Here is a 26001-nt window from a genome sequence, read left to right on the forward strand (position 1 = left end):
GCGCCTTTTTACCCCCTGCTCCTTTTCTCCCCCATTATCTCCATGAGCCTCCTGCACAGCTTGAGGTGGAACATAAACTCGTGGTAAATCCTGTTCTCCTCTGGGAAGAGCACCTTGAGCTCGTTCAGTCCGCGCTTGCCGCCGAACTCTCCGAAAACAATTACCCCGTTCACTTCAATGACCCCGAAAACGGCCGCCAAGTTGAATATCAGCGTCCTGAGTTGATATGCGGTTACCTCGTGTTTTCCGAGTTTGGCAGTTGGGTAATCGAAGAGGAAGTATTCCAGCCCCTCTATCTCTGCAACGTCAGTTATTGCTATGTCTGCAGTCAGAAAGACTAAGAGAGTTGGGGTCATCTCGTCGTAGCGCTTGAGGGACTTAATGATTATCTCGTCGTTGTTGTGGGCTTCATCCTTGATGCTCTCCGCGATGATTATGCGCTCTTTTAGGCGCTCGAACTCCTTTAGGGCTATGTAGGCTGCTTTCCTCGACTTCTTCATGCGTCGGTTGCTGAACTCCTTCAGCAGGTGGGCGTTTCTGACGGCCTTTCCTATCTCGCTCAGCTGGCTGCGGTGGTACTTGTAGTTCATGGCGTTCTCTATTTCCTTCTTTACTTCCTCCGCCACGACTATCTGATAACCGTCGAGCGGTCGGAAGCCCGAAATGAAGCGGTGGTAGAAGAGATTAGTGTCGGGAGCGAAGGTAACTCCCTTGCGAAGGTACTTGTAGAGCTCGAGGCTTTTCATGAACTCCTCTATGTTGTCGTAGCGGAGTATTCCGGCGGAGATAAATGCCTCGTAGAAGTCGACGTAGGTGGGCAGCTCATAGGACAGGTACTCCGGAACGGCTTCGCTGAACTCGTGGCGGCCGACTAGGACGTTCACTTCATAGCCAGCCTCTGATGGCCAAGCACGGAAGAGGGGCAGTTCGTAGAGGGGATAGCTAACCACTATTTCAGGAAGGACATTTATGAGTATCTGGAGCTCGGGCTTCTCGATTATCTCATATCTCACTGACATTTTCATCACCGAGGAAGTTCTTGAGCCTCTGCATGTGCCTCGGAATCATCATGTACGGCCTGTCCGGAAAGTCCATATCGAGGAGTGCCATGTAAATTATCCTGTCTACCGGGAAGTCCCTTATCTGGACCACCGCCGCCGTTGCCAGTGCCTTCCTGCCCGAAGTTACGTCGAGTCCAATGGTATATCCCTCCTTCTCAAGCCTCTGAAAGAGCTCCTTGAACTTCTTATCCGCCTCTAAAAAGCTGTTGTCTGGGATTACTACGCTCTCTATCTCGGGCATGAAGTTGTAAGCCTCCGAGATTGCCCGTATAGCCTCAACCACCCGTGGAAGTTTGTCTCTGTAAGTCTTTTCTGTGAACACAAACACTCTCTTTGGCTTTCTTCCCTTGGAAGCTACCGCGTAGTAGGTGTTGACGAGTGCCCATTCTGAGCGGCCGAGCAGCGTTACGTATGCTATCTTCCTCGGGTTCACCATGTGAGATTCCCCCATGCGAATGCAATGATTCCATATAGCAATGCCAGCAGGATTGGTTTAACAGTTACTTTTCCCTCCACGGTCCTGTAGGCAAGCGTGAATGGTATTACCGGCATGAGGAAGTACTCGAGGCCATAGCTCTCGTAGATTCCCAAACCAGTAAGGGTAAAGAGAATGGGCAGGGTAGCGAGAACGCCGGCCGGTATGATCATCACCGTTATGAGAACCATGTCTGCGGCGGTGCTCTTTTTGGCATGTGGACTGGCAACTATCCACAGCAGAAAGACGAGGAAGGAGAAGTTGAGGAGGAGCGTCCCGAAGGAGACCTCCAGAAAAGGCTCACCCTTCGCGGTTATGTAGTAGAACCACGCTGCAGCAAGAGAATAAACGAAGGATATCACGAGGGCTATCCCAAACTTCATGCGAAACGCTCTACTCCCCACGCTCCCACCTCATTCTATTAGCACCATCCCATACAAAACGCTTTCGGAGAAGTCTATCCTCACCAGCTGTCCTATCTCTATCCCGATGGCATCTATGGACGGTCTTACCTTTGTTGGCATCCTGCAGGGTTCGCCCTGTTCAAAGGGGCAGTCATCGCATAGGTTGCAACTTCCTGGGAAGAGAGCCATCGCATACATCTTGCCCTCTTTGAATAACTCCTCTTCGCGCTTAAGAAGGTAGAGGATGGCTTTCCTTTTCTCGGCTTCGAAGTTGTTGTAGTCAATCTCAAACTTGATGAGGAGCGCCCGTTTGAATGAGCTGACCCAGTCCCTAGCTTCCCTCCAGTCCGGGACGTGGGGCGGACAGCTTGGCCTTTTACCGTACATTGGACATGCCCTACACTTCCAGATGGGCCTCGGCGAGACGACTATATCATCCGTGCTAACTTCTTTCTCCCACAGCACCCTCATGGTTCATCGTTGAACTTGAGGAATCCACCATTAAAATCTTTGCTAAGAAATGTTTTTACTGATGAGAACGTATATCTTTACCATGAAGTAGGTAGCTTGCTGGTGACCCTTACGGTGCTCGCGGCGGGTGCCTGTCTTCGAAAGGAGGTGCAGATATGTCATTTGAGAAGACCTTTGAGATATGATTCATATTCCACGACGGAGAATTCATTCCCGTTGAGTTTACTTGCGATGGGGAGAACATTAATCCGCCGATTTTCATTGGTTATATTGACCCGAAAGCCGAGATTGTGGCCATAATAGTTGATGACCTAGATGCTCCTAGGGGGAACTTTTATCCACTGGAGGGCCTGGAACATTTCACCGCTCGGGGAGATACCTAGGGGAATCACTCCCAGGGCAAATGTTGAGCAGCCGGTTCACGTGATGCAGGGTATGAACGACTTTGGAAGGATAGGTTATGACGGCCCCTGTCCACCGAAGGGGCATGGCGTTCACTACTATCACTTCAAGGTCTACATCCTTGACAGGAAGCTGAATCTCAACCCCGGAGCCAGCAGGGAAGAACTGGAAAAAGCCATAAAAGGGCATGTCATCCAGTGCGGGAGCTTGTGGGGCTCTACGAGAGAAAATAAAGGTCATGGGTAGAGCAGTTTCACCGCGAGGTTTATGGCACTCTGGAGTGCAGACAGGAAGTTCAGGGTAAAGAATATCCTGTCCCCTATTATGTGGGAGTATATCGTCAGCAGTGTTGCCGCTACAACGTAGATTATGATAAACTTCATGTTCAGCGGGCAGTGCTTTTTCTTCACGGTCTCGATGGTTTGAGGTAGCCACGAGCTGACCAGCAGTAGCATTCCTATGAGTCCTATTATCTCTCCACCGTTCATTTTTCTCACCCGAACGGGAAACGGGCGAGCCTAAAAAAGCCTTGTGGATGCATACATGTTAAAACCTGGGAATAGAATGCCTGAAATAGGCAAGTCTAAGCTAAAGCTGGCTCGCGAGCCGAGACATCGCCCATGTTTTAACGTCTTCATCAAGGATACTGTTGATAATCTCCATTGCATCGGAGATCTTACCTGCTTTGGCGAGGGCTAATGCAACTTCAGCCTGTATCTTCGAGCGGTTTGAGAGGTCGGTTATGTAGTTGGCTATCTTCATGGCCTCCTCGGGTTTGTCAAGGTTCAGGAACTCAAAGGCGAGGCTCATTAAAGCCTTGGTGCTTTCGTCATGGTTGTCTATATCGAGGGCGGATTTTATGGCCCTTTCCAGGACTTCCCTATAATCGGCCCCCCTCTTTGCCAGCGCGACAGCGATGCGTGAGAGGGCCTTCGCTCTAATGCCTTTGTCGGGTATATCTTCCGTCATTTTGACGGCTTCGTCGAAGTTTCCAGAATCAACAAGCTTGAGGACTGCCTCATAGAGCGCCCGAGAGCGATACCACTCCTGCATGATTATCCCCACAAGTCTTGGGCTTTGAAGGATTTAAGCTTTCCGCGGCCAAGGTTTATAACCTCCCGCGAGAATTATCTGCAGGTGAGAAAATGAAGAGGATTGCTTTACTGCTGCTTTTCCTCCTGACGGTTTCGACGCTCTCCTACGCAGCGGCTGAAACCCAGATAGACCCAAACAAAATTCACTTCTACATGTATGGCATGGCCACATGTCCCCATTGCCAGAATATGAAAAAGCTCATCCCGGAAATCTATGGCCCCGAAAGTCTGACCTATTACGAGCTGGTGAACAACGAGGAGAATCAGAAGCTTTTCGGTGAACAGTACAAATACACCGGCATTATGGGGGTTCCAGCAATAGGTGTAGCGTACGACGGGAAGCTCTACGCCATTATAGAGGGTGAGTTCAACGTTTCGGCAACGCCCAAGATAATCGAGGCTGCCATGCAGGAAGGAGGTCTCATACTGGTTGTTGGGGGACAGGCATACCTGATAAAAAACCAGACCGTCATTGAGGAACTTCAGGCGATCTACGTTGAGCACAGGCTTCCAGGGGCCGAATCCACTGAAGCGTCCAGCACTACCGCAGCTACAGATACCTATGGACAAGAGTCAGGGGATGATGGCAAGACCTGCGGCCCGGGAATAGTCGTGGTACTTGTTCTCCTGCCCCTCCTCGCCTTGAGAAGGCGCTAACCTTTTGTTCTCAACTTTTTGTTTTAGAAAGCAACAAAAAAGTTTATGGCGGAAGTGGCTACCATGAGGAGTGAAGTCAAGGCACTGGCTATCATCCTCATGGCTTCCTTTGGAATAAGCTCCTTGGCGCTCTGGGCACTCGATTTGACTCACTTCATCCCGCAGTTCTTCACACTTGCAATGAGCGACTCCATAAACCCGTGCACCTTCGTCATCTACACCATGCTCCTCATAGCACTCTCCGTTAGAGAGATTTCACGGAGGAGGCTCTATATCATTGGGGCCTCATTCATAGCGGCCGTCTATATCTCGTACTATCTCCTGGGCGTTGGCCTGCTCTACTTCGCTGGCTGCCTGCCCCTTTGGGTCGCGGGCGTTGCCGCGATAATATTCGGCTTGTATACCATCGTTACAGGATTGATGGAGAAGTCAAGGGTCTTTGGGAAGAGTGACCTGAGGAAAAAGATATTCAGGAGCGACGCGACGCTCCTTGGAGCTTTCACCCTTGGCATCATAGTCTCGACGACTCTCCTTCCCTGCTCTGCCGGCAGCTATCTCGTCTACGCGATAATAATATCAAAGAGCGGAAAAACGCTTGCCTTTCTTCTGCTCGCCCTGTACAACCTCGTCTTTGTCCTGCCACTGGTAGTCATCCTCCTTGCCATGGGTAGTGTAACGGAGAGCAAGCACTTCTCCCAGGCGATGGTGAGGCACAGCAGGGAGCTGTCCGTGATAGCGGGGATATTGCTCATAGCGATAGGGATCTGGGTTCTCACGGGGGCCTCACTGTAGGCCTAACAGCGCTCTTACTTTTCTCTCGAACTCCCCAAAGTTTGGCACGCCTATAAACTCCACTCTGTTGTTTATCAGTATGGTGGGAGTTCCGAGGATGTTGTGCTCCATAGCCTTTCTCTGTCCCTCTGGCGTTGCGACGCTTAGCTCTTTAGCTACCACACCCTCGTACTTCCTCTCTAGCTCCTTTGCCATCTGGACTGCTATGGGACAGTAGGGACAGCCTGGGGCGGTGATGACCTCAATGAGGACTTTAGGTCTCTTTGGCTTGACCTCTATCATCCCAGCCCTCTTCATCAGCTCAAGCATCTTTTTTCTCCTAATTATCTCCAGCTCGTTCATGGCTCACCCCCAATAGAAGAGAAAAAACGGAGGCTTAAAAAGAAATTCTTGAAAAAAGCTTCAATCAACGGCGTTGAGGTGAATGATGAGCAGTATCGCGAATATTATCGCCAGTGCAATGTGCACCTTCTTCCAGTGCCCCAGTATCCTAACGAACTTCTTGGCCATGGTGCTGTCGTGCTTCTTTGCGGCTAGGGTTACTTTGCCGTGAATGTAGCGTCCAGCAAAGCCACTGACGTTCAGCAGAACCAGTGTTATGGCCATGCTGAGACCGGTTCCTCCAGCGAGGCCTGAGTAATTATCGCACGAGAAGAAGTGAACGAACACCAAAAGGGTACCTGTTATCGTGAGGACATGGTGGATGGTGAGGGGATGAACCGGCCCAAACACCGTCACGTAGGGCTGTTCAGGCTTTATCTCGAAGCCCCACTCGCTCGATTTCTTGTGGATTATTAGAAGCTTTCTTTTGGTGAGCGAGTAATAGATCACTCCCACTGCTATCATGGCAACTCCAGCCACTGCAAAGGCCGTGTAGCCAGCCTCGTATTCGTCTTCTTCTCCCGCGTATTCGTCAGCGAGAACGAGTGGAGCCAAAAGAAGAATTAAAAGAACCAAAGCGAGGGCCCGTTTCATCAAGCTTCACCTCAGAAGGCTCCGCTTCCTAGCCCACATATCTTCGCGAAGGGACAGACGGCACAGTCCTCTGTGTACGGCTTGAGGTAGGGCTCACCCTTTACAGCCTTCGTTATCTCCTTGGCCTTTTCCATGGCGTCGTCCTCTCCTTCAAGAACGAGCGTTACACTTCCCTCGGCCCCACCGGCGCCTCCTGCAGCTATTGGTATCGCTTCAACGTCGGAGAGTATCCTGTAGACTTCAACCTCCGTCACAGGGTGAGCATGGGGGATTGGAACGAGAGCCGCGTAGAGGCCCGTACCCCAGTCGAAGGAATATATACCAGTGAGCTTGGCGCTCTCCTCCACGGGCGTGGGAACGAACTTCTCCAGGCTTATGGGCGTTATCGTAAAGACCCCCTTGGCTATCGTCCAGCCGAAGGTCTTGCCTATCGTTCCTCCGTCTGGGGCGGCGGCAAAGACGGCCACGTTCCAGTTTACGTCTATCGCGTTTCCGCCCTTGATGAAGACGTCCTTCGGTCCCATCTCTCTCAGGGCTTCTATCGGCTCGCCCTCAAAGGGCTTCCCCTTGTATAGGACGAGGTGCTTCGGCCAGGTATCCTTGGGGGTAACGCACGTTCTGCCTTTGCTTATTACTCCAACGGTCCACTTCTCCTTTTCGATTTTCTCCCCGAGGAGCTCCTCGGCTATGTAGGCTGCGGTCGTTCCAGTCGCGATGTAGACAAAGCCGTGCTTAAGGGCGTGCTGGACCTCTTCCATGGCCACTACCGCTTTGGCTATCAACCTCTTGCTCTCGGGGGGAGTAAGGGTTACAAGTGCCCTTTTCATGAGAATCACCAGGTTAAGATACACGTCGAAACATATTAAATGTTGTGTTAGTCTCGGCTGTAAACTTTCGGCTAACCGAACAGCTCTAGGCAGACCCTGCACTGGACAGGGTTCAACTCGGGGTCAATCTGGGAGTGGAAAGAACAGACGTAGCCTTTGCCCAGCATCTCCAGCGAGATTTGAACTAGCATCGAGTGGATTTCGTACTCGGCAGGTCTCTTCCTGATTATCTCCTCGGCGAGCTTTTTGAGGTCATCATCTATGTCTGGGAACTGGGCGACGTCTATTAAAGCTCCCCTGTCCATCCTCAGATATCGAGAAACGGCGGACTGAGTAATGTGCAAAAGCTCCGCTATCTGTGTCTGCTTGAGTCCCTTCTCCCTGAGTATCTCTACAAGTCTGCGCCTCAGCGAGGGGTAGACATAGCGTGAAGCAACTTCGAAAGCATTAGTTTTCATGTAACCTTATATGACGCACGGAATATTTAAGACTTTTGGTCGAACTTTGGCCAAGCTTCAGGTTGAATTAAATGAACATTTTCTTTGTTATGACTCGTGGTTTTCTGGAAATTACAGTGTAATGATACGTATCATATACACCTTGAGAGAATGGGAAAGTTGAAAACATTCAATTCAAAAATTAGAACATAATATAACAGTTAATGAGACTGTATGTCTCAAATATTTTCTTTTCGGCTATGTAAATGTGGTCGTTTATGTTAAGAAACCACAAACTTTTTATGAAGGTATCTTCATCTATAGCTCGAGGTATATGACACGTGTCATAGAGGGAATCGTGATGAAGTTGCCTGGAGGTGTTGGGATGCTCTGCAACCAGTGTTCGATGAGCCTGAGTGGTGGCTGTACCGTTAGGGGCGTGTGCGGAAAAGACCCGGACTTGAACTCCCTTCAGGAAGCGCTGCTCTATGGAATAAAGGGCACCGCCGCCTACTACTACCATGCGCTCGAGGTTGGCTATGACAATCCAGAGATTGGCCACTTCCTTGCCGAGGCCCTATACTCTACCCTGACTAACGTCAACTTCGACAAAAACCGCTTCCTTGGGCTCATCCTTGAGAACGGAAGAATCCATCTCGAGGCCATGAAGCTTCTGGATAGGGCGTATGTTGAGACCTTCGGAAGGCCGGAGCCCGTGAAAGTGCCCACTGGCACCGAGGAAGGTCACGGCATCCTCGTCACGGGTCACAGCTATAAGGCGTTGTACGAGCTTCTCAAGCAGATTGAAGAGATGGGACTCGATGATGACATCAGGGTCTACACCCACGCAGAAATGTTCCCCGCCCACGCCTATCCCAAACTGAGGAAGTTCAAATCGCTCTACGGCAACTGGGGCGGGAGCTGGCTGTACCAGAGAAAGGAGTTTGCAGAATTCCCCGGTGTTATACTAGGAACGAGCAACTGCGTCCAGCAGCCGACAAAGGCCTACGCGGACAGAATATTCACAGTTGGAATAGCTGGCCTTGAGGGAGTCCCACACATTAGGGACTACGACTTCGAGCCTTTGATAAAGAGGGCTCTGGAAACCCCGAGGATGGAAAAAATTGAGGGGGGACAGCTTCTCACGGGCTTCCATCACACCAATGTGCTGGCCATGAAAGATAAGCTCATAGAGCTCATCCAAGAGGGCAAGATACGGCACATCTTCGTCGTCGGTGGCTGTGATACGCCCCACAAGGGCATGGGCTACTACGAGAGGCTCACAGAGCTCATTCCTGACGATGCCATAATACTCTCGGCCGCCTGTGGAAAGTTCCGCTACAACGCGAGGGACTACGGGACGATCGAGGGCATTCCAAGGTTCCTGGACTTCGGCCAGTGCAACAACGTCTACTCGATAATAGAGATAGCACTAGCTCTGGCAAGCGAGCTCGGAACCGACGTTAACTCACTCCCCGTCAGCATAGTACTGTCGTGGATGGAGCAGAAGGCCATCGGCATACTTTACACCCTTCTGTACTTGGGAGTGAAGGGTATTTACATAGGTCCAAAAGCGCCAGAATTCCTAACGCCAAACGTTTTCGAAATCCTAAGGAAGCAGTTTGACCTTAGATTAACTGGTGACCCAGAGAAGGATCTGAAAGACATGCTCAGCAAGGGAATAAGGGTGGAAGATTGGGCCATCTCAGTGGAGGAGGTGGATTAATTCCTCGCCTCCAGTTTTTCAATTCTTCTATCATGGCCTTGAACTTCTCGTCGCTCATACCGAGAAGCTTTTTGGCCTGCCTAAGGGCCACTGTTCTGACCAGGTTTTCCTCATCACAGGGTTATGGGGCGGAGAGAAGCCATACTTGACGAGTATCTCAAGGGACTGAGGATAGGCCTTGAGAAGCTTGGCCACGTTGGTGTCTTCTGTTATCTCATCCAGCCTATCGTCGCACTCTTTAACTTTCATCTTAAATTCCTTCGAGCTTTCGGTCTTCGTAACTTTGAGGACGAAGAAACCGCCGACTTCCCTAACTTCAATGTCATATCCTGCCTCCTCCAACTTAGGAATCAAGTCAACGAAAGGTCTGCCGCCTATAACCTCAAGTGTATCCCCGACCTTGAGCTTCCCGAGGCTCTCGAGGATCATAACAGCTGGTTGGGGAGGTTTCAAGCCCCTAACATCAAGCATCATTTTCGCTCACCGTTCGAATGTATGACACGCGGCATATAATCTTTACTGGTCAGGATTGTTTAGTTTTCTATGTTCAGATATGTCCAGAAATACTTATAAGCGCCATCTATGACATATGTCATGAAGGTGACTAAGATGACCGAGTTACTGAACAACAGGGAGTATAAGAAGGAGCAGCTCAAGAATCTGCTCAAAAAGATACACGAGGGAGAAGAGGTAAACAAGCTGAAGACTGAGTTTAAGGCAGTCTTAAGTAGCATCTCCCCCCTTGAAATCCCGCTCATCGAGCAGGAGCTGGTGAAGGAAGGCATCTCCGCTAAGGAGATAGCCAAGATGTGCGACATCCATGTCGAGCTCTTCCGCGAGGCAGTTTCGGGTACTGACGAGCTCGAAGAGAAGGATCTTCCAGAGGGACATCCGCTCAGGACTCTCTACGAGGAGAACCATGAGATAATGAAGGACGCCGAAATGCTTAATCTTTACGCCTCGACACTGGTCAACACCAAGGACGATCTCATGAGGAAAGAAATCCTCGGCGTTCTTGAGGAGATAGTGGGCAACCTCAGGAAGGTCGGCTTCACCCACTACAACCGCGAAGAGATGCTCATTTTCCCATACATCGAGCGCCGCGGCCTGACGGCAATAGCAACCGTCCTCTGGATGAAGCATGACGAGATAAGGTTCATGATAAAGCACCTCACCGAGCTTTTAAGGAAGAGGGAGGAGATGCCCTGGGAAGAGTTCGTCACGAAGTTCAAGGAAAAGGCAAACGAGGCGGCTTTTGCCCTAACTGACATGGTCTTCAGGGAAAACAACATATTCTATCCCACCGTTAAGGCCCTGCTGAGCGAGGGTGAGTGGAAGGCTATAAGATTTCAGGAAGACGAGTTTGGCTACTACAAAGTCCAGCCAAAGGAGTGGAACCCCGACGTTGAGCCCCTTCACCCCTGGCAGATTGACCCGACGCTGAATGCAGAGCAGCTCCTCGGCCTTCCAAAGGAGGTTCAGCAGGCCCTTAAGGGACAGCCGCTGGAGTTTGACAAAGCTGAGCTCAAACGTGAGGACGACATAGACCTTGGAACCGGCTACGTTAACGTCGAGGAACTCAAGGCAATATTCGAGGCCCTTCCGGTTGATGTGACCTTTATAGACAAGGACGACCGCGTGAGGTTCTTTTCGCCAGGCGAGAGGATATTCACGCGCTCGTTGAGCGTCCTTGGAAGGCCCGTCCATCTCTGCCATCCACCTAAGAGCGTCCACATAGTGAACAAAATCCTCGAGGCCTTCAAAGAGGGCAGGGAGAAAGAGTCCACCTTCTGGATACGCATGGGGCCGAAGTACGTTTACATCAAATACGTGCCGCTCTTCGATGATAACGGTGAATACCTCGGGACCCTTGAGATTACGATGGACATCGCCCCGTATAAGAAAATTGAAGGCGAAAAGAGGCTTCTCGACTGGAGGAATTGAGATGATTGTTGTTAACGTCGAAAACGCCGAAGGGGTCGAAAACCCTCACGGAGTGGACGTTAGAAAGCTCCTCGCGATGGAGAAAGTCAGCGTGCTCCACGTGAGCCTAAAACCCGGTGAAGAGCTCAAGAAGCACTCCACTTCAGTGGATGCCTTTCTCTACGTGCTCAAGGGAAGGGGTGTGGTAGAAGTCGGTGAGGAGAGAGCAGAGGTTAAGAAGGGATACCTCGTATACTTACCTAAGAACATCCCCCACAGCGTCTCGAACGCTGGAAGCATGGAGATGTCCTTTCTCGTCGTTAAGGTGGTGTGAAAAATGAGGGGAAATCCCGAGATATTTCGGAAAAGGGTCGAGCGCTTCCAGGAGCTTTTAAGGGATAATGAGATAGACGGGGCAGTCATCAGAACTCTGTCGAGCTTTATCTACTTCACCGGCACCAAGTGGCTCCGTCCAAGCATCCTTATTCCGGCCGAAGGGGAACCGATCGTTTACGTCGTCAAGGGCGAGGCCGAGGAGTTCAAGCGGAGGAGCTGGATTGAGAATGTCGTCGAGTTCCGGAAGGTCGAGGACTTGATGGCCGGTGTGGTGAGCTGGATACACGGTAATGGCATGGAGCGTGTCGGTTTAGAGTTCGGCGTAGAGAGGGACGCCTACTTAATCTTCCTCAAGATATTCCAGCGGCTGAATCCAACGGTTGAGATAGTGGATATCCTTGATCTCACGATGGGCCTCAGGATTATAAAGGATGAATGGGAGCTCGACAATATCAGGAAAGCTGGAAAGATAGCCCAGAAGGGTATGAAGGTTTCAGAGGATGTTATAAAGCCTGGCATGAGCGAGCTCGAGATAGCGGCCGAGGTTATGCGCGAGCTCATGCTCAACGGCAGTGAAGATCCCAAGGTTTATGTCTCAACAACACCAAGGGCCCACGCAGAGCCCTTCAGGGACTTGAAAGTAAAGGAGAACGGTGTCGTTACGGTCGTCATAGGGGCAGACTGGAACCATTATTATGCGAACATGGCGAGGACTTTCGTGGTCGGCGATCCCGGTGAGAGTGTCAGAAAAGCCATTGAGGTCAAGGAAGAGGCTTACAGACTTGCGCTGGAGGAAACCAGAATCGGCGTTCCCCTTTCGGCAGTGGAGAAGAAGCTTACGAATTTCTTCAAGGAGAGGGGCTTTGGTGATGCCTACATAGCTGGCTACACCCACGGAGTCGGTCTGTTAATCGAGGAACCGCCGATAACGACCATCGTCGTTCCACAGAGGGCCGCGAAGGTACAAGAGAATATGGTTCTCACAATAATCCACCCGCCGCTCATGATTACCGAAGGGGCCATAAAGAAGGAGGACACCTACATCGTAAAGGAAAACGGCATTGAGAGGGTCACCTAAAACACCCTTGCGTAGCCCCACTTCCGGACGCTCGTCAGGATTGATGTTTCCGTGCTCCTTATTCCCTCGATCTTTCCCAGCTTTTCTATTAGAAAGCTCTCCAGCTCCTGCAAATCCTTCACCGTTACCTGCATGAGTATGTCGTGCGCTCCTGTGGCTATGCCGAGAACATCAACTTCAGGCAGCTTGCTTAGCTCTTCCGCTGCTTGCTTTATTTTGTTTGGCTCGATGTCAACGGCTATGAATGCCACTATGTTATAGCCCGCCTTGAATGGGTTTATCAGTGCCGCGAACTTTCTTATGATTCCCCTTTCCAAGAGCTTCTTCACGCGGAGCCTTACCGTCGATTCAGGTATTCTGAGCCTCCTCGCTATCTCCGAGTAACTCGCCCTCCCGTCCTCCTGGAGGATGTAGAGTATCATCCTATCGAGTTCGTTAAGGTGTTCATTCTCCCGCATTATGCAGCCACCTATTCTGTTAATTCGACATTAAGGTCTTAAGCTTTTCTGCGAATTCACCAAAATTTGGGCGAAATTACTATTAAGTCTACAACGTGTATAGCATTGGAGGTGAGATTATGGAGATGAAATAATCAGGAGGTATTCAATGGTATTTCCCAAGGCAGCGCGCGTTACCTATGCCCCTATAGTCGGAGTGAGGGCTGAAAACGCCAAAGTGTGGGACATCGAGGGGAGGGAATACATAGACTTCCTGAGCAACGCTGCTGTCCAGAACGTCGGCCACAACAACCCGCGCGTCGTGAATGCCGTTAAAGAGCAGGCCGATAGGCTGATTCATTTCACCTTCATCTACGGCTTTCCAGTCGAGCCCCTGCTCTTGGCAGAAAAGCTCGCCGAGATTTCCCCCATAGAGAATCCTAAAATCTCCTTTGGTCTCAGCGGAAGCGATGCCAAAGATGGGGCAATAAAGTTCGCGAGGGCCTACACTGGGAGACGTTACATCCTCAGCTACCTAAGGAGCTATTATGGGGCGATGAGTGTCATCGGTTTGGAACTTGAGGTCCGCTCCATCGCAGGAGAGCTAAGTGAAGTTCACTACATTCCTTACCCACACTGCTACCGCTGTCCCTTGGCAAGGAGCCGAGGACCTGCCACATGGAGTGTGTTGAGTATCTGAAAGAGAAGTTTGAGGGAGAGGTTTACGCAGAGGGAACGGCTGCACTCTTTGCCGAGCCCATACAAGGCGACGCCGGGATGGTAGTGCCGCCAGAGGGCTACTTCAAAAAAATCAAGCGCATCCTCGATGAGCACGGCATTCTCCTCGTGGTGGACGAGATGCAGAGCGGACTGGGTAGGACTGGAAAGTGGTTCGCGATAGAGCATTTCGGCATTACGCCGGATATAATAACCTCGCTAAGCCCCTCGGTGGCGGACTGCCCATAAGCGCGATAATAGGTAGGGCCGAGATAATGGACTCCCTGCTACCTCTCGGCCACACCTTCACGCTGAGCGACAATTCCGTGACGAGCAGGGCTGCTTTGGCAGTCATCGAGGAGATAGAGGAAAAAGAACTCCTCAAGAGGGTGGAAAAGCTTGGAGAGTACACCTAAAGGCGGCTCGAGAAAATGAAGGAAGAGCACGAGCTAATCGGAGATGTCCGCGGTCTCGGTCTGATGCTTGGGGTTGATCTCGTGAAAGACAGGGAGACAAAGGAGAGGGCCTACGATGAGGCGAAGAAGGTCGTCTGGCGTGCCTACGAGCTCGGACTCATCCTCGCGTTCCTTCAGGGCAATGTGCTGAGAATCCAGCCGCCGCTAACGATAGAGGAGGAGCTTTTGGAGGATGGTCTTAACAGGCTGGAACAGGCTATAGCAGAATGTTGAGAACGGTAAGGTCTCCGACAACGTGCTATCAAAGATGCAGGGCTGGTAAACTTTGACAAATTTTTGTTAATCTTGCGCTTTTCCGAAAACTTTTTAAACAAATTCTGACACAGCTCGAGCGGGCTTCAATGGAGGCTGCGGAGTTTGAAAAGAAAGGTGCTTTGAAGTTTGGAATTGATGACAGGGTTGAGCCTTTGAAGGCTTTGGTTTTTGGTCTTCAGCATGTTCTGGCGATGTTTGGAGCAACTGTCACTGTCCCGCTGGTCGTGGGCGGTGCAATAGGTCTCAGCGGCGACCAGGTTGCCCTCATGATACAGGCGGTTCTTCTGGCCATGGGCATCGCGACACTTCTGCAGACGACGATAGGCTCGCGCTACCCGATAGTCCAGGGTTCGAGCTTCGCCTTCATCCCAGGGTTGATAGCGATAGGCTCAACTAATGGCATGGCTGCCATACAGGGTGCACTTATCGTGGGGGGCTTGATTGAAGCGACTATAGGCTGGCTCGGTATAATCGGCAAGGTCAGAAAACTCTTCACACCTCTCGTCACAGGAGTTACAATAATGCTCATAGGCTTCAGCCTGGCGGACGTTGCCGTCAAGAACTTCTTCAACTTCTACGCCGACCCAAGCGGGAGCACTATTGTAAGCTCCGTCATCGTCGCGGGGGTTACCTTCCTCACCACGGTGTTCGTCGCGCTGAAGGTGAAGGGAAGCCTCAGGGCCATGCCAGTGGTGATAGGTGCGCTCGTTGGCTACGCCGCCAGCATCCCGCTCGGCTTAGCCAACTTCGACCTTGCGAAGAGCCTTCCGGCGTTCAGTCTGCCCAAGATTCTTCCCTGGGATGAGCCTATCTTTGACACGACGGTAATCGTCATCCTGCTCTTCGCCTTCATGGTGAGCATAATCGAGAGCGTCGGCGACTACCATGCCATAGCGACCGTTACCGGCTCGGAGATAACGGAGAAGCACATAGCCCGCGGTATAGGCAGCGAAGGGCTAGCCTGCTCGATAGCCGGCTTTTTGGGTGCCTGCGGAACAACGAGCTACTCGGAGAATATCGGACTTGTGGCGCTCACCAAAGTGGCGAGCAGGCACGTTGTGCAGGTGGGGGCAGCTATACTGATACTCCTATCGCTGATTCCCAAGTTCGCAGGAGTCTTGGCCTCCATGCCCGCTCCAGTGCTCGGCGGCCTCACACTGGCGCTCTACGGCATGATAAGTGTCACTGGGCTTAGATTGATAACCGAAAAAGTGGAGCTCAACGACAGGAACACCCTCATACTGGCAGCCGCACTTATAGCGGGCCTCGGTGCACCCCAGCTTCCTGCTGAGTTCTTGGCGCACTTTCCGAAGGTTATAGCCAACATACTTGAGTCAGGCATGGCCGTTGGAGCGTTGACGGCAATAATCCTTGACAGGCTCCTCTAAGCCTCTATTATTTTTTCAAAAAAAGATTGGGGAAGGAAACCCTCACCACGTGATGACCTCTTCGGCGCTCGGTGCAGGTTCCTCACCTATTTCTTCGGGCATCTTGCTGAAGCCGATGATTATGTATATCTGGGCGATCAGGAGCAAAAAAAGCCGATGAGGACTATGGAGGTTAAAGCCCCCCACCATACCCAGTTGGCAGCGTCTTTGGGTTCTTTTCACTCCGGACATTTATCCCCAGGAGAGTCCACCATAAAGAATAATACCTAATGATCTAAAAAAAGTCCACGATTGGGAAGGAAAAAGGGAAAGGCTCTCACTCCTTCTTTTCCTCGGTCTTTTCAGCTGGTTTTGCGGCTACCTTCTGAGCAGGCTTTGTCGGTGGCTTCGGCGGCCTGATGCCGTAGCCGAGTATCTTGAACTTCATGACCTCTCCGTCTCTCAGGTAGTAGGTGACCTCCTTCGTTTCATTGTTGAACTTTATCTTCTCCACCGGGAACCTGTAGTCGGGGAACTTCTCGCTTATCTCCCTGAACTTGTCTGGATGGATTGGAACCCAGTCAAAGAGCTCCAGCTCCTCGTCCTTCCACTCGGTGGTGAGGATATAGTTCTCGATGAAGTCCAGCGCTCCAGTTGGACAGACGTCGACACAGAACTCACAGAAGGTACACCTGCCGTAGTCTATCTTTGGATGTGGCCTTTTCTCCATCTTGCCATCCACTTCTATCCAGGTCATCTCTATTGCCCTCGCCGGACATATCTGGCCGCAGAAGTTACAGCCGACACACTTCTTCCAGTCGAGGGTGTGGAACCCCCTGTAGTCCTTAGCTATCTGTACCCTCTCGTAGGGTATCTTGATGGTAACGGGCTTCTTGAAGAGGTACTTGAGGCCCATCCAGGGCTTGATGAATGATGGCTTCTTCCTGATTTTCTCCTCTGGGGCGACCTTAAAATCAACCTCCATCTTCATCACCTGTCGATGTCTGGTGGACAGTTGTCAAGGCTCATCAATATCACGGGGACGTCGGCTATTCTTGCTCCAACCAAGAGCTGCTCGAGAATCCTGACTCCGTGGGCTATACTTGGACCCCTTATCTGCACTCGGTACGGCTTGTGCTTTCCATCGCTGACGACGTAGGCACCAAAGTCGCCCTTCGTTGATTCCACGTGGGCGAACGCATCTCCTGCCGGAACCTTGAACCTCGGGAGGTTCTTGAGCCTGGGGTCTTCAACCTTGTACGGTCCGCTCGGCGGCCCCATCTCGAGGAGCTGGTCGAGGATGTAGAGATCTTGCTCGAGCTCGAAGCGCCTTATCAAAGCCCTCGCGAGGGCATCGCCCTCCTTCAGGACGGGGACCTCGAAGTCGAGCTCTGGATAAAGCAGGTATGGATCTGCCATCCTCACGTCGTAGGGAACGCCGGTGGCTCTGAGGTTTGGTCCAGTGACGCCTTCGGCGAGGGCGAACTTCTTGTCCATCACTCCAATTCCCTCAAGCCTCCTGTGGGCGACGTAGTTCTCGAAGACGAGGTTGTCGAAGTCTGGTAACTTGCTCCTGATGTACTCGACGGTGTCTTTGAGCTGGCGGAGCCACTTGTCGCCCGGGATGTCCCTCCTGACACCGCCGGGGATGGTGTATATGTGGTAGACCCTGGCACCGGTCAGCTGCTCGAAGAGGGCCATCAGCCTCTCCCTGTAGGCAGCAGCCCACTGGCCGGCAGTGTAGACACCGAGCTTAAAGCTGAGACCCATTATCCAGAACAGATATGCGGAAACCCTCGCCATTTCGAGGACAGTTGTTCTAATCCACTGGGCCCTCTCTGGAACCTCCCAGCCGATTATCTCATCAACGGCCATTGAGTATATTGCCTCTGGGACGTCTGGCTCTGGAACACAGATTCTAAGGAGGAGCGCTATGTTCGTGTGCCACGGCCTGTACTCGGCAAGCTTCTCAAAGCCCCTGTGGAGGAAGCCGGGGTTGGCTATGGCCTTCACAACCCTGTGGCCATCCATCTTGAGGATTATGCTGAAGTTCTCAGTGGCCATGTGCTGTGGACCGAAGAACAACTCGTAAGTGTCCTTATCGAGCGGGAACAGGTCCATCCCGTTTTCTCTCGCTTCCCGAATGAGCTCATTCTGCGAAACCATAACTCTCACCTCAAATCACGTAGTTGTCCTTATCCTCATCGAACCTGTCGAGCAGTTTGTACTTCTTCTTCACGTAGGTCAGCATGTCGAAGTCTTTTCTGTGCGGGAAGAGCCCCTGCTCGGTGTCGTCGAGGATCCACGGCATCTCCATCTTCTCGTTGCCCTCGAAGTAGACTCCAAAGAAGTCGTGGGAGTCCCTCTCATAAGTCTCAGCCACAGGGTAGATGTCCTTGACGGTTGGTATCCTTGCCTTATCGAGATCCCTCGGAATCCGTGTTCTGACCATGGCGTGGGTTCTGTGGGTCACGCTCCACATCTGATAGATGAGCTCAAGCTCGCCGTCGTTGGGCCAGTCGACGGTCGTTATCTGGAGCATGAGCTCGAAGTCGTTCTCCTTGAGAAGCATGAGGAAGTCCCTTATCCTGTCTGCCGGAATGCTGAACTCAATCCTCCGTTCGCGCCGCACCTTGCCCTCGGCGTAGGGGGCTTTTTCAAGGATTTTGTCAACGAGCATCTGCTCTCTCTCCCACTTGACTTCCCCCATCTCGTTCACTCCTCCTTTTTCTTGTCCATCAGCCATGGGATCCACCTCCTGGCTTCCCTCTCACGCCATCCTTCGCCGAAGAGTTCGTCCTGGTTCTTCTTGTACCACTCATAGTTCTCCTTGTACCTCTTCCATCCGTCTGCTGTTCCGTTCTCAATCATCTCCATTATCTTCTGGATTCCATCCATGACTGCCTCTGGCCTCGGCATACATCCGGCTATGACGACATCGACCGGGATGTACTTGTCGAGGTGCTTGATGGCGTTGTAGGCGTCCCAGTAGATTCCACCGTTGAGCGGGCAGGAGCCGTGGGCCAGGACGTACTTTGGATCAGGTGCCATCTCGTAGGTGATTATGATTCTCTTGAGGGTCTTCGGCGTAACGTAGCCCGTGATGAGAAAGAGGTCGTACTGCCTTGGGCTCGGGTCTGGCATCATGCCGAATCGCTCTAGGTCATACCTTGACGTCATGAGGGGCGGCATCTCTATACCGCCGCATCCGGTACAGAACGACACAATCCAAAGGCTCTTCTTTCTCGCATAATTAAAGAGAGGTTCAAAGAGTCTCCAGTCCACCATTTTCATCACCTCACAGGCTTGCAAGTATCGCTCCGAGTGCGGCTATGATGGTCGGCCACTTCCAGTAGAACTTGGCCGCCTGGTCAATCGTGAACCTCGGGAATATCGTGCTGACGAATACCGCTATGAGAAGCACCGCTATCTGCTTGACGAGGAGTATTGCAAGGCTGGCGATGGTGTTCAGTATCGGGCTTGCAAAGGCAGTAATAACTGCTCCACCAAGGAATATGTTGCTGAAGAACAGCGTCTCTGCGAAGAGGCCTATGGCGTGCTGTATTTGGAGTATTCCCATGTGTTTTCCGCCGAACTCGACCATCGGACCGAGGGAGATTTCACCTGGTGCAATCATGATGTCGAAGGGCTCCTTGCCGAACATTGCCTGAAGGACGATGTCGTAGGCTATGGCGGCTAAGAGGAGCGGCAGGTGTATTATACTCCATCCGCTGATCTGCTGGGCCATGACTATCTCGTAGGTACTGAAGGTTCCGTAAAACTCTGCGAGGGCTATTATTGCGAAGCCGAGAGGCACCTGAATGGCGAGCATAGTAAGCAGGGCCCTCTGGGCACCTATTCCTGCATAGGGGTTCCCTGAGCTCATTGCAGCGAACATTATCCCCAGCATAGGTATCTCGAGGAGGAAGGTGATGAGGATGAGGTCACCGTAGGCCCTGAGTATGCTGACGCTTCCCAGCGGGATGAAGAACAAAGCCAGTATTGTGGCTCCAAGGGCGTAGATGATGCCGAAGTCGTAGATTAATCCGTGGGTAATGTTCTCCTTCTTGCCGAAGAACTTAATGGTGTCAAGTATGGGCTGATAGATTGGCGGTCCTACTCTTCTGTGTATCCTTGCGCTCACTTTCCTGATTATTCCCATGAACATGAACCCGACGAAGGTCGCATAAATTAGGATGAATAAAGCCTTCAGCGCTACCTCGATCATTTTTCACACCCCCCACATCGCGAGGATTAGCAGGATTATGACGAGATACCAGGCGTAGTTCTGGACGTTTCCGTTGTAGACGTAGTTCCTCATGGTCTCGGCGAAGTCCTCAACGGTCTTTCCAACGTCCTTGTAGAACCTGTCGAAGCTCATCCTGAGCCAGAAGGACAGGGCCTCCTTGAGCGGAAGGAAGAAGTTCCTCCTGATGGTGAGGTTGTACTCCATCGTTACTGGGTTTCCTGACTGATATGTGTCAGTTATCGGAACCTTTCTGACCTTGGCACCCATGAAGTAGACTATGGCCGCGATGAGCATGCCGACCACGAACCAGACGGTGAGGAGGAGGCCGTTGTACTTACCGAAGCCGAGGTTCAGCTCCCAGATAGTTCCACCGATGACCTCTCTGCCGAATATTTTGTTCAGCTCTTGGGCCACAAGACCTGGAGCGACACCGAAGACGACATTGAGCACCGCAAGTATGCCCATGCCTATGGCGAGTGGCAATGGAGCGTCCTTGGTGTCGTCAAGGTCGGTTGGCCTCTGACCGAACCAGACTGCGTAGGTGAATCTGATGAGGTAAACGAAACCTACGGCGCTTCCAAAGAACACCATCGCACCGAGTATTGGCATGTTCTGGCTTATGACCGACTCGAAGATTAGCCACTTGCTGGCGAAGCCGACCATCGGCGGAATTCCTGCGAGGCTGAGTATTGCTACGAAGGCCATCGCAAATGTTACTGGCATCTTCTCTGCCAGGCCGCCCATGTCCTTGAACTCCGTCTTTCCGGTGCGGTAGATTATGGTGGCCACTATGAGGAAGAACAGTCCCTTGAAGAGGGCGTGGCTGATGGCGTGGTAGATGGAGGCTTCAATGCTCAATGCCGTCCCAACGCCTATGCCCACGAGGATGTAGCCGAGCTGGCTTATACTGGAGTAGGCGAAGAGCTTTCTGATGTCCTCCTGGAGCGCCGCGAGGATGCCGCCGACGATAATGGTTAGACCGCCGAGGAATGCTATGATGTAGCCGAACTTGGGGACGGTTCTAATCGTTCCGAATTCGTAGAGCAGGCGGTAGCCTATGAGCATGTAGATGAGGATAAATCCGTAAACGCCTGTCTTGCTGAGGACGCCGCTGAACATCGCGGTGTAGCTCTGGTTGGTCTCGCTGTAGGCATCGGGTGCCCAGACGTGAAGCGGGAACATCCCGGCTTTAACGCCGAAGGCGACCAGGAAGAGACCGAAGATTAATGCAATTTCACCTCTACTGAAGAGGGGAGATGAGCCGACAGTCGCTAGTGCTGCGTCCTGTGAGAAAGCTCTGTAAACTTCTATAAAGCTGAAGGAGCCTACTTTGGCGTATATTATACTTATCGCTATGAGCATTGCGTAGGCTCCGATGACGCTGAGCACGAAGTATTTGAGTGATGCCGCTTTGTTGTACTTGAGCACCATCATGAAGCTTCCGAAGGTCATGATTTCCCAGAAGATGAAGAAGCCCAGCAGGTCGTAGGCTATGAATACTCCGTAGACTCCCGTGAGGCTCATGAGAGCGAAGAGCCACTCATAGCCCTTCTTGGCCGTTGAGACAATGCCGAGGACCGCAGCCAGTCCGACGACGCCGGCTATCATGGCGAATACCCAGCTCAGGTGGGTAAGCATAAACTCAAAGCTGAACCCTGCAAAGTTGAGGGTGTAGTTTACCATTCCATCTGACTCGATGGTTGGGTATAGCTTGATGAGGTAAGCCAATGGAACCGCAGCTCCAGCGACGCCGAGCAGCTCTCTGATTCCCTTTATGTCGAGCGCCCAGGCGATGACTCCCGCAACGAGCGGCGCGAAAATGATTATGAAAAGTTCGTTAATCATGCTCCCACCCCCATCAGTGGAACGTTCTTAACGTACTGTGTCACGTTGAAGATGTCCTCTCCAGCCTTCCTGGCGAGCTCCCAGACGTAGTCTGGATAGACGCCTATTGCCACCACAAGGGCCGCGAGGAAGAGCATCATGAGGCCGATGACAAAGCTCTCGTTGATCTTTTCTCCTTCTCCTTCGAACCATATCACGTGAAGTAGCCTGAAGTAATAGACTGCCTCCACGACGCTCGCTGAAAGAACGAGCACGGCCGCCCAGGTGTAGCCGACGTCTATGGTGGCCAGGATTATTCTGACCTTGCTCCAGAAGACGTTGAAGAGCGGTATTCCGACCGTGGCTATGGCACCGATTGAAATTGCGAAGGCCGTCCACGGCATCTTCTTTCCAAGCCCCTTAAAGTTCTCCATCTCTGCACCGCCGATAGTTATCGCCACGTAGCCGACGGCGAGGAACAGGAGGGCCTTGACTACCGCGTGGTTGATCATGTGAAACACTCCTGCATCAACGCCGGCCTGAGTTCCGAGGGCAAATGCAAGGGCTATTAAGCCGACCTGAGCAATGCTCGAGTAGGATATCATCCTCTTGACGTTCTTCTGCCTGAGCGCGGCAAGCTCGGCAACGACGACGGTGAGGGTGGCCATTATTATGAGCATCCTGAGCACGGAGTTCCAGCTTCCGACGTCGCTCATGAGATAGATTAGCCTCGCCATCGCGTAGAGGGCAGCCTTGACGACGAAGGCTGAGAACATGACGGTGATTGGGTGCGGTGCTGCCTGATAGGCGTCGGGTGCCCAGGTGTTGAGCGGAAATATCTCTGCCTCAACGGCCAAGCCGAAGATTATCAGCGCGAGGCCGACTTGGGCAACGGTCGGGTTCATAGTCGCAGCGAGCTGGGCTATCTGAGCCATGTTGAGGGTTCCAAGGGAGCCGTAGATTAAAGCGACACCGATGAGGAAGAAGCTTGAACCGATTCCACCGAGGATGATGTACTTCATTGAAGCCTCGGCCGCTTCGCCGGTCTTGTTGTAGGCGGTAAGTGCGTAGGCGCTTATTGCAGTTATCTCCATGAAGACGAAGAGGTTGAAGATGTCACCGGTCGCTATCATTCCAGTGGCACCGAGCATCAGCAGGAGGAATAGCATGGCGTATTTGTCTATTGGCTCAGTTTTAACGGCGCTGATGCTGAAGACTGCCATGACGAGGCTGACGACCGCTATTATGAGCACGAAAAGTGCCGCAAAGTGACCGATGTAGAGGTTTATTCCCACGGGTGGCTTCCAGCCGCCGGCGATGACTATAATGGGCTGACCTGTGGTGTAGACCTCCTTAAAAACCCACGCCGCTATTCCAGTCTGGAGGGCCGTGACGAGGAGGAGGAAGTACCTGACGGCGTTCTTTCCAATTCCCTTAAACACGGGGACGAAGAACGCGCTGATGAGGGGTAACGCTATGAGCAGAGCAGCGTACTGCTCGTTCATCCTCTCAACCTCCTTATCTCTTCAACGTTAAGGGTTCCGTACTTTTCGTAAATCAGTATGGCAACGCTAAGAGCCATGGCGGTGGTAGCAACTCCAATAACTATAGCCGTGAGAACCAATGCCTGCGGAATCGGGTCAACTGCCTGGCTCGGACCTATTCCTTCGCTCAGTATCGGGGCGCTCTTACCGCTCACGTAGCCAATGCTGATGAGGAGCAGGTTGACGCCGGTTTCCATTATGCTTAGCCCAACGAGGATTTTGAGCAGGTTCCTCTTGATGAGTATGGCGTAGAGGCCTATCAGGATAAGCGCTATGGCTCCAAAGTAGTAGACGCTTATCATTCGCTCACCTCCTCTTTGACCATGTTGTCAATGATTCCGCTGAGTTCGGTTCCGACCTTGATGCCGATTATGGTGTAGATTATCGGTATGAAGCCGCCGCTGAGGAGCCTGCCGATGTTGTCGGTTCCAAACTGCCAGGTCTGCCATATCCAGTCGAAGAGGAAGTAGCCGCCTATCGCGAGGCCGATGAGACCAACGGTAACGTAGCCCATGCCGGCCAGTCCTTCTGTAACCTCAAAGCCCCTGTGCGGTATCTCGTAGGCGGTGTAGGCCAGGTAGAGCAGCAGGAAGGCAGTAGCCACCGTTGCTCCGCCCGGGAATCCTCCGCCCGGGGTGAGGTGTCCGTGGATGAAGATGTAGGCACCGAAGAGCATCACGAATGGGAAGAGCAGCCTCGTACCTGTTGTGAGGACGATGCTTCCCTCTGTCTTGGCGGTTCTCTTCCTCTTTCTCTTCCAGAGCAGGGCACCGACACCGGTTGAGGCTATGAACAGGACGGTGACTTCACCGAGGGTATCGAAGCCACGGTAGTTGACAACTACCGCGGTAACGGCATTGACCGCTCCAGTCTGATCCTTCACGTTGTTGAGGTAGTACTGGCCGATGAGCATCTTGTCCTCGCCGAAGGGAACCTGAGACAGCCCAACGGCCAGCCAGTAACCGATGACTAGGAGGGTAATTATTGCCAAGGCCCGCTTGACTACCATCTCACCCACCACCCGGGCTTTTCTTCATCCTCGGTCTCATACCTCTGGGTTCTCTTAATTGCGAATATGAAGATTGCACCGCTCAGCGCTGCACCTATGGCAGCCTCGGTCATGGCAACGTCTGGCGCCTGCAGGAAGAAGAACAGCAGTGAGGCGAACAGACTAACCGCTGCCATTCCGACGACCGCAGCTAGTAGGTCCTTCCACTCAACTGCTAGGATTGCGGAGACTACCATAATTGCAACTATTAAGTGGGGGATGTAATATGCGAGGTTCATTCCTCACCACCCTCCTCCGTCTTTGCCTCAGCTTCGAGGTGTTCTTTGTACTTATCAACGACGCTACCCTCCCACAGCGGGATTCCGCTCTTGTACGCTGCCCTTATGAGCGCGTGGGCGCTTATTGGGTTGGTGAGCAGCAGGAAGACCGCTATCACTACCGTCTTGGTGAGCCATGCAATGCTTCCGTAGTCGGTTCCAAGGGCCCATATTCCAACGCCGACGAAGACACCAAGGGAGCCGAGGGTGGCGCTCTTGGTTGAGGTCTGCATCCTGTTGTAGACGTCTGGCATCCTGATTAGGCCCAACGCCGACAGGAAGTAAAAGAACGTCCCCAACAGGACGAGAACTTCGCCGATTATTGTAAGGGCGCTCATACTCCTCCCTCCAGGTAGCGCGCGAAGGCTATGACTCCTCCAAAGGCGAGGATCGCATACACGAGGGCAACGTCGAGGAATATCATCCTCTTGTAGTAGAGCGCGAAGAGCACCATGAGTCCGGTGGTTATGGTAGTCATGATGTCCACTGCAACGAGCCTATCGACGGTCGTGGGCCCTCTGAAGACCCTGTACATGCTCAGGAGCGTTGCTATGGTTATAAGGGTGAGGTATATGTTAATCCCTATCATCCGAAGATCACCTTCAGGAACTTTTCAAAGGGCTCGGTTATGTTCTTAGAAGCGCCTTCAATCGAGTCGTCCTTAACGTCTATCCAGTGAATAAAGTACCTGTCGCCCTTTACGTCGAGGGTGATGGTTCCCGGCGTAAGGGTTATTGAGTTCGCAAGGCTGAGCTTTCCAACGTCGCTCTTGAGAACGGTTCTGCACTCAACGATTCCCGGGTTTATGGGCCTCTTTGGGTGAAGAACCCGGTAGGCCACGTCGAGGTTGGCCATGATCATGGCCCAGAGGAAGTAGGGTATGTAGGCTATTGCGTAGGCGATTCTCTTTGGATGCAGGTTTGCGAGGCCATTGGTTGTGAATATCTCGTAAGTGAAGGCCCCAACGATTAGAGACAGTAGCAGGCCGAATCCGAGTTCTTGTGGGTCTAAACTGGCCGTTAGAAACAGCCATATTGCAAACAACACGATAACCGTATACAGATAGCGGCTTATCCTGCTTGCTTCTCCCATTCAGCAACCCTCCAGTGGTTGATGGACGTGTTCCGAACAGAGATAAATGCAGCTAC

General features: G+C 52.2%; 34 protein-coding genes and 1 pseudogene. 10 read left to right on the forward strand and 25 right to left on the reverse strand.

Translation table 11 applies throughout. The annotated features are described in order from the left end of the window. Positions 1–8 precede the first annotated feature (8 nt). Genes A7C91_RS08345 through A7C91_RS08360 form a run of 4 tightly spaced genes read right to left on the reverse strand, consistent with a single transcriptional unit; the run spans position 9 to position 2411 of the window. The gene (locus tag A7C91_RS08345) at positions 9–1019 is read right to left on the reverse strand and encodes a PIN domain-containing protein (protein ID WP_068666577.1); all 1011 of its coding nucleotides are present in this window, start codon (positions 1017–1019) and stop codon (positions 9–11) included. After that, entirely contained in the window at positions 1003–1497 is a 495-nt protein-coding gene (locus tag A7C91_RS08350; RefSeq protein ID WP_068666578.1) for a hypothetical protein, read from the reverse strand. The genes A7C91_RS08345 and A7C91_RS08350 overlap by 17 nt, the downstream gene beginning before the upstream one ends. Next, a complete protein-coding gene (locus A7C91_RS08355) occupies positions 1491–1940 on the reverse strand; it encodes a hypothetical protein (RefSeq protein ID WP_234394349.1) in 450 nt (149 codons plus the stop codon). Before A7C91_RS08355 ends, A7C91_RS08350 begins: the two co-directional genes overlap by 7 nt. A gap of 9 nt (positions 1941–1949) precedes the next feature. Beyond that, complete coding sequence (locus A7C91_RS08360; protein WP_068666582.1) at positions 1950–2411, reverse strand: DUF2284 domain-containing protein; 462 nt, start codon at positions 2409–2411, stop codon at positions 1950–1952. Between the two features lie 242 nt (positions 2412–2653). Between A7C91_RS08360 and A7C91_RS12385 the strand changes: the two genes are divergently transcribed. Then, the gene (locus tag A7C91_RS12385; RefSeq protein WP_324609537.1) at positions 2654–2794 is read left to right on the forward strand and encodes a hypothetical protein; all 141 of its coding nucleotides are present in this window, start codon (positions 2654–2656) and stop codon (positions 2792–2794) included. Further along, on the forward strand, positions 2727–3059 hold the full coding sequence (locus tag A7C91_RS08365) for a YbhB/YbcL family Raf kinase inhibitor-like protein (protein WP_324609474.1): 333 nt from the start codon (positions 2727–2729) through the stop codon (positions 3057–3059). Before A7C91_RS12385 ends, A7C91_RS08365 begins: the two co-directional genes overlap by 68 nt. Here the strand turns inward: A7C91_RS08365 and A7C91_RS08370 are convergent. Continuing rightward, positions 3050–3301 carry a hypothetical protein gene (locus tag A7C91_RS08370; RefSeq protein ID WP_068666584.1) on the reverse strand — a complete coding sequence of 84 codons (252 nt, stop codon included), beginning with the start codon at positions 3299–3301 and terminating at the stop codon, positions 3050–3052. The genes A7C91_RS08365 and A7C91_RS08370 overlap by 10 nt on opposite strands. A gap of 100 nt (positions 3302–3401) precedes the next feature. Continuing rightward, positions 3402–3866, reverse strand: a complete 465-nt coding sequence (locus A7C91_RS08375) for a hypothetical protein (protein WP_068666586.1) — start codon at positions 3864–3866, stop codon at positions 3402–3404. Between the two features lie 92 nt (positions 3867–3958). Here A7C91_RS08375 and A7C91_RS08380 point away from each other — a divergent pair, with 92 nt between their 5' ends. Beyond that, positions 3959–4564: a CGP-CTERM sorting domain-containing protein gene (locus tag A7C91_RS08380; RefSeq protein ID WP_068666588.1), complete on the forward strand. Its 606-nt coding sequence runs from the start codon at positions 3959–3961 to the stop codon at positions 4562–4564. Between the two features lie 63 nt (positions 4565–4627). Further along, positions 4628–5356: a cytochrome c biogenesis CcdA family protein gene (locus tag A7C91_RS08385; RefSeq protein ID WP_068666590.1), complete on the forward strand. Its 729-nt coding sequence runs from the start codon at positions 4628–4630 to the stop codon at positions 5354–5356. On the opposite strand, the gene A7C91_RS08390 is transcribed toward A7C91_RS08385, so the two are convergent. The 4 genes from A7C91_RS08390 to A7C91_RS08405 form a co-directional block, all read right to left on the reverse strand. Continuing rightward, entirely contained in the window at positions 5348–5698 is a 351-nt protein-coding gene (locus A7C91_RS08390) for a thioredoxin family protein (RefSeq protein ID WP_068666592.1), read from the reverse strand. The two genes, A7C91_RS08385 and A7C91_RS08390, sit on opposite strands and share 9 nt — an antisense overlap. A gap of 60 nt (positions 5699–5758) precedes the next feature. Then, positions 5759–6331: a hypothetical protein gene (locus tag A7C91_RS08395; protein ID WP_068666594.1), complete on the reverse strand. Its 573-nt coding sequence runs from the start codon at positions 6329–6331 to the stop codon at positions 5759–5761. 11 nt (positions 6332–6342) lie between these two features. Continuing rightward, a complete protein-coding gene (locus A7C91_RS08400) occupies positions 6343–7158 on the reverse strand; it encodes a hypothetical protein (protein ID WP_068666596.1) in 816 nt (271 codons plus the stop codon). A gap of 71 nt (positions 7159–7229) precedes the next feature. After that, positions 7230–7616 (reverse strand): transcriptional regulator, encoded by a 387-nt coding sequence (locus tag A7C91_RS08405; RefSeq protein WP_068666598.1) that lies wholly within the window; start codon positions 7614–7616, stop codon positions 7230–7232. A 340-nt stretch (positions 7617–7956) separates the two neighbouring features. Here A7C91_RS08405 and hcp point away from each other — a divergent pair, with 340 nt between their 5' ends. Further along, entirely contained in the window at positions 7957–9321 is a 1365-nt protein-coding gene (gene hcp, locus A7C91_RS08410; RefSeq protein ID WP_234394350.1) for a hydroxylamine reductase, read from the forward strand. Positions 9322–9375: 54 nt separating this feature from the next. On the opposite strand, the gene A7C91_RS08415 is transcribed toward hcp, so the two are convergent. After that, entirely contained in the window at positions 9376–9795 is a 420-nt protein-coding gene (locus A7C91_RS08415; protein ID WP_234394351.1) for a DUF1858 domain-containing protein, read from the reverse strand. Positions 9796–9930: 135 nt separating this feature from the next. Here A7C91_RS08415 and A7C91_RS08420 point away from each other — a divergent pair, with 135 nt between their 5' ends. The 3 genes from A7C91_RS08420 to A7C91_RS08430 are packed head-to-tail and all read left to right on the forward strand — an operon-like array spanning position 9931 to position 12658. Next, complete coding sequence (locus A7C91_RS08420) at positions 9931–11265, forward strand: DUF438 domain-containing protein (RefSeq protein WP_068666603.1); 1335 nt, start codon at positions 9931–9933, stop codon at positions 11263–11265. Between the two features lies 1 nt (position 11266). Next, positions 11267–11578, forward strand: a complete 312-nt coding sequence (locus A7C91_RS08425; protein WP_068666605.1) for a cupin domain-containing protein — start codon at positions 11267–11269, stop codon at positions 11576–11578. A gap of 3 nt (positions 11579–11581) precedes the next feature. Next, positions 11582–12658, forward strand: a complete 1077-nt coding sequence (locus A7C91_RS08430; protein WP_068666607.1) for a M24 family metallopeptidase — start codon at positions 11582–11584, stop codon at positions 12656–12658. On the opposite strand, the gene A7C91_RS08435 is transcribed toward A7C91_RS08430, so the two are convergent. Then, positions 12655–13116 (reverse strand): Lrp/AsnC family transcriptional regulator, encoded by a 462-nt coding sequence (locus A7C91_RS08435; protein ID WP_068666608.1) that lies wholly within the window; start codon positions 13114–13116, stop codon positions 12655–12657. The two genes, A7C91_RS08430 and A7C91_RS08435, sit on opposite strands and share 4 nt — an antisense overlap. 148 nt (positions 13117–13264) lie before the next feature. Between A7C91_RS08435 and A7C91_RS08440 the strand changes: the two are divergent. Continuing rightward, positions 13265–14550: pseudogene (locus A7C91_RS08440) on the forward strand (leucine/methionine racemase). Between the two features lie 79 nt (positions 14551–14629). After that, positions 14630–15931, forward strand: a complete 1302-nt coding sequence (locus A7C91_RS08445) for a uracil-xanthine permease family protein (protein WP_068666609.1) — start codon at positions 14630–14632, stop codon at positions 15929–15931. 316 nt (positions 15932–16247) lie between these two features. On the opposite strand, the gene nuoI is transcribed toward A7C91_RS08445, so the two are convergent. The 13 genes from nuoI to A7C91_RS08510 are packed head-to-tail and all read right to left on the reverse strand — an operon-like array spanning position 16248 to position 25945. Further along, complete coding sequence (gene nuoI / locus A7C91_RS08450; RefSeq protein ID WP_068666610.1) at positions 16248–16895, reverse strand: NADH-quinone oxidoreductase subunit NuoI; 648 nt, start codon at positions 16893–16895, stop codon at positions 16248–16250. 5 nt (positions 16896–16900) lie between these two features. Beyond that, complete coding sequence (locus A7C91_RS08455; RefSeq protein ID WP_068666611.1) at positions 16901–18076, reverse strand: NADH-quinone oxidoreductase subunit D; 1176 nt, start codon at positions 18074–18076, stop codon at positions 16901–16903. A gap of 10 nt (positions 18077–18086) precedes the next feature. Next, positions 18087–18620, reverse strand: a complete 534-nt coding sequence (locus A7C91_RS08460; protein ID WP_068667436.1) for an NADH-quinone oxidoreductase subunit C — start codon at positions 18618–18620, stop codon at positions 18087–18089. A 5-nt stretch (positions 18621–18625) separates the two neighbouring features. Next, positions 18626–19198: a NuoB/complex I 20 kDa subunit family protein gene (locus A7C91_RS08465; RefSeq protein WP_068666612.1), complete on the reverse strand. Its 573-nt coding sequence runs from the start codon at positions 19196–19198 to the stop codon at positions 18626–18628. A 10-nt stretch (positions 19199–19208) separates the two neighbouring features. Then, the gene (locus A7C91_RS08470) at positions 19209–20138 is read right to left on the reverse strand and encodes a respiratory chain complex I subunit 1 family protein (protein ID WP_068666613.1); all 930 of its coding nucleotides are present in this window, start codon (positions 20136–20138) and stop codon (positions 19209–19211) included. Positions 20139–20141: 3 nt separating this feature from the next. Beyond that, positions 20142–22004 (reverse strand): proton-conducting transporter transmembrane domain-containing protein, encoded by a 1863-nt coding sequence (locus tag A7C91_RS08475; RefSeq protein ID WP_234394352.1) that lies wholly within the window; start codon positions 22002–22004, stop codon positions 20142–20144. Continuing rightward, entirely contained in the window at positions 22001–23488 is a 1488-nt protein-coding gene (locus tag A7C91_RS08480) for a proton-conducting transporter transmembrane domain-containing protein (RefSeq protein WP_068666615.1), read from the reverse strand. The genes A7C91_RS08475 and A7C91_RS08480 overlap by 4 nt, the downstream gene beginning before the upstream one ends. Next, positions 23485–23829 (reverse strand): NADH-quinone oxidoreductase subunit K, encoded by a 345-nt coding sequence (locus A7C91_RS08485; RefSeq protein WP_068666617.1) that lies wholly within the window; start codon positions 23827–23829, stop codon positions 23485–23487. Before A7C91_RS08485 ends, A7C91_RS08480 begins: the two co-directional genes overlap by 4 nt. Next, entirely contained in the window at positions 23826–24536 is a 711-nt protein-coding gene (locus tag A7C91_RS08490; RefSeq protein WP_068666619.1) for a Na(+)/H(+) antiporter subunit B, read from the reverse strand. Before A7C91_RS08490 ends, A7C91_RS08485 begins: the two co-directional genes overlap by 4 nt. After that, positions 24530–24814, reverse strand: coding sequence for a DUF4040 domain-containing protein (locus A7C91_RS08495; RefSeq protein ID WP_068666621.1), 285 nt, complete (start codon positions 24812–24814; stop codon positions 24530–24532). The genes A7C91_RS08490 and A7C91_RS08495 overlap by 7 nt, the downstream gene beginning before the upstream one ends. Continuing rightward, complete coding sequence (mnhG, locus tag A7C91_RS08500; protein WP_068666623.1) at positions 24811–25191, reverse strand: monovalent cation/H(+) antiporter subunit G; 381 nt, start codon at positions 25189–25191, stop codon at positions 24811–24813. Before mnhG ends, A7C91_RS08495 begins: the two co-directional genes overlap by 4 nt. After that, positions 25188–25442 carry a monovalent cation/H+ antiporter complex subunit F gene (locus A7C91_RS08505; RefSeq protein WP_068666626.1) on the reverse strand — a complete coding sequence of 85 codons (255 nt, stop codon included), beginning with the start codon at positions 25440–25442 and terminating at the stop codon, positions 25188–25190. Before A7C91_RS08505 ends, mnhG begins: the two co-directional genes overlap by 4 nt. Further along, positions 25439–25945, reverse strand: coding sequence for a Na+/H+ antiporter subunit E (locus tag A7C91_RS08510; RefSeq protein ID WP_068666628.1), 507 nt, complete (start codon positions 25943–25945; stop codon positions 25439–25441). Before A7C91_RS08510 ends, A7C91_RS08505 begins: the two co-directional genes overlap by 4 nt. Positions 25946–26001 lie beyond the last annotated feature (56 nt).

This window comes from Thermococcus piezophilus (genome assembly GCF_001647085.1).
In the GTDB taxonomy this organism is placed as follows: Archaea; Methanobacteriota_B; Thermococci; order Thermococcales; family Thermococcaceae; genus Thermococcus; species Thermococcus piezophilus.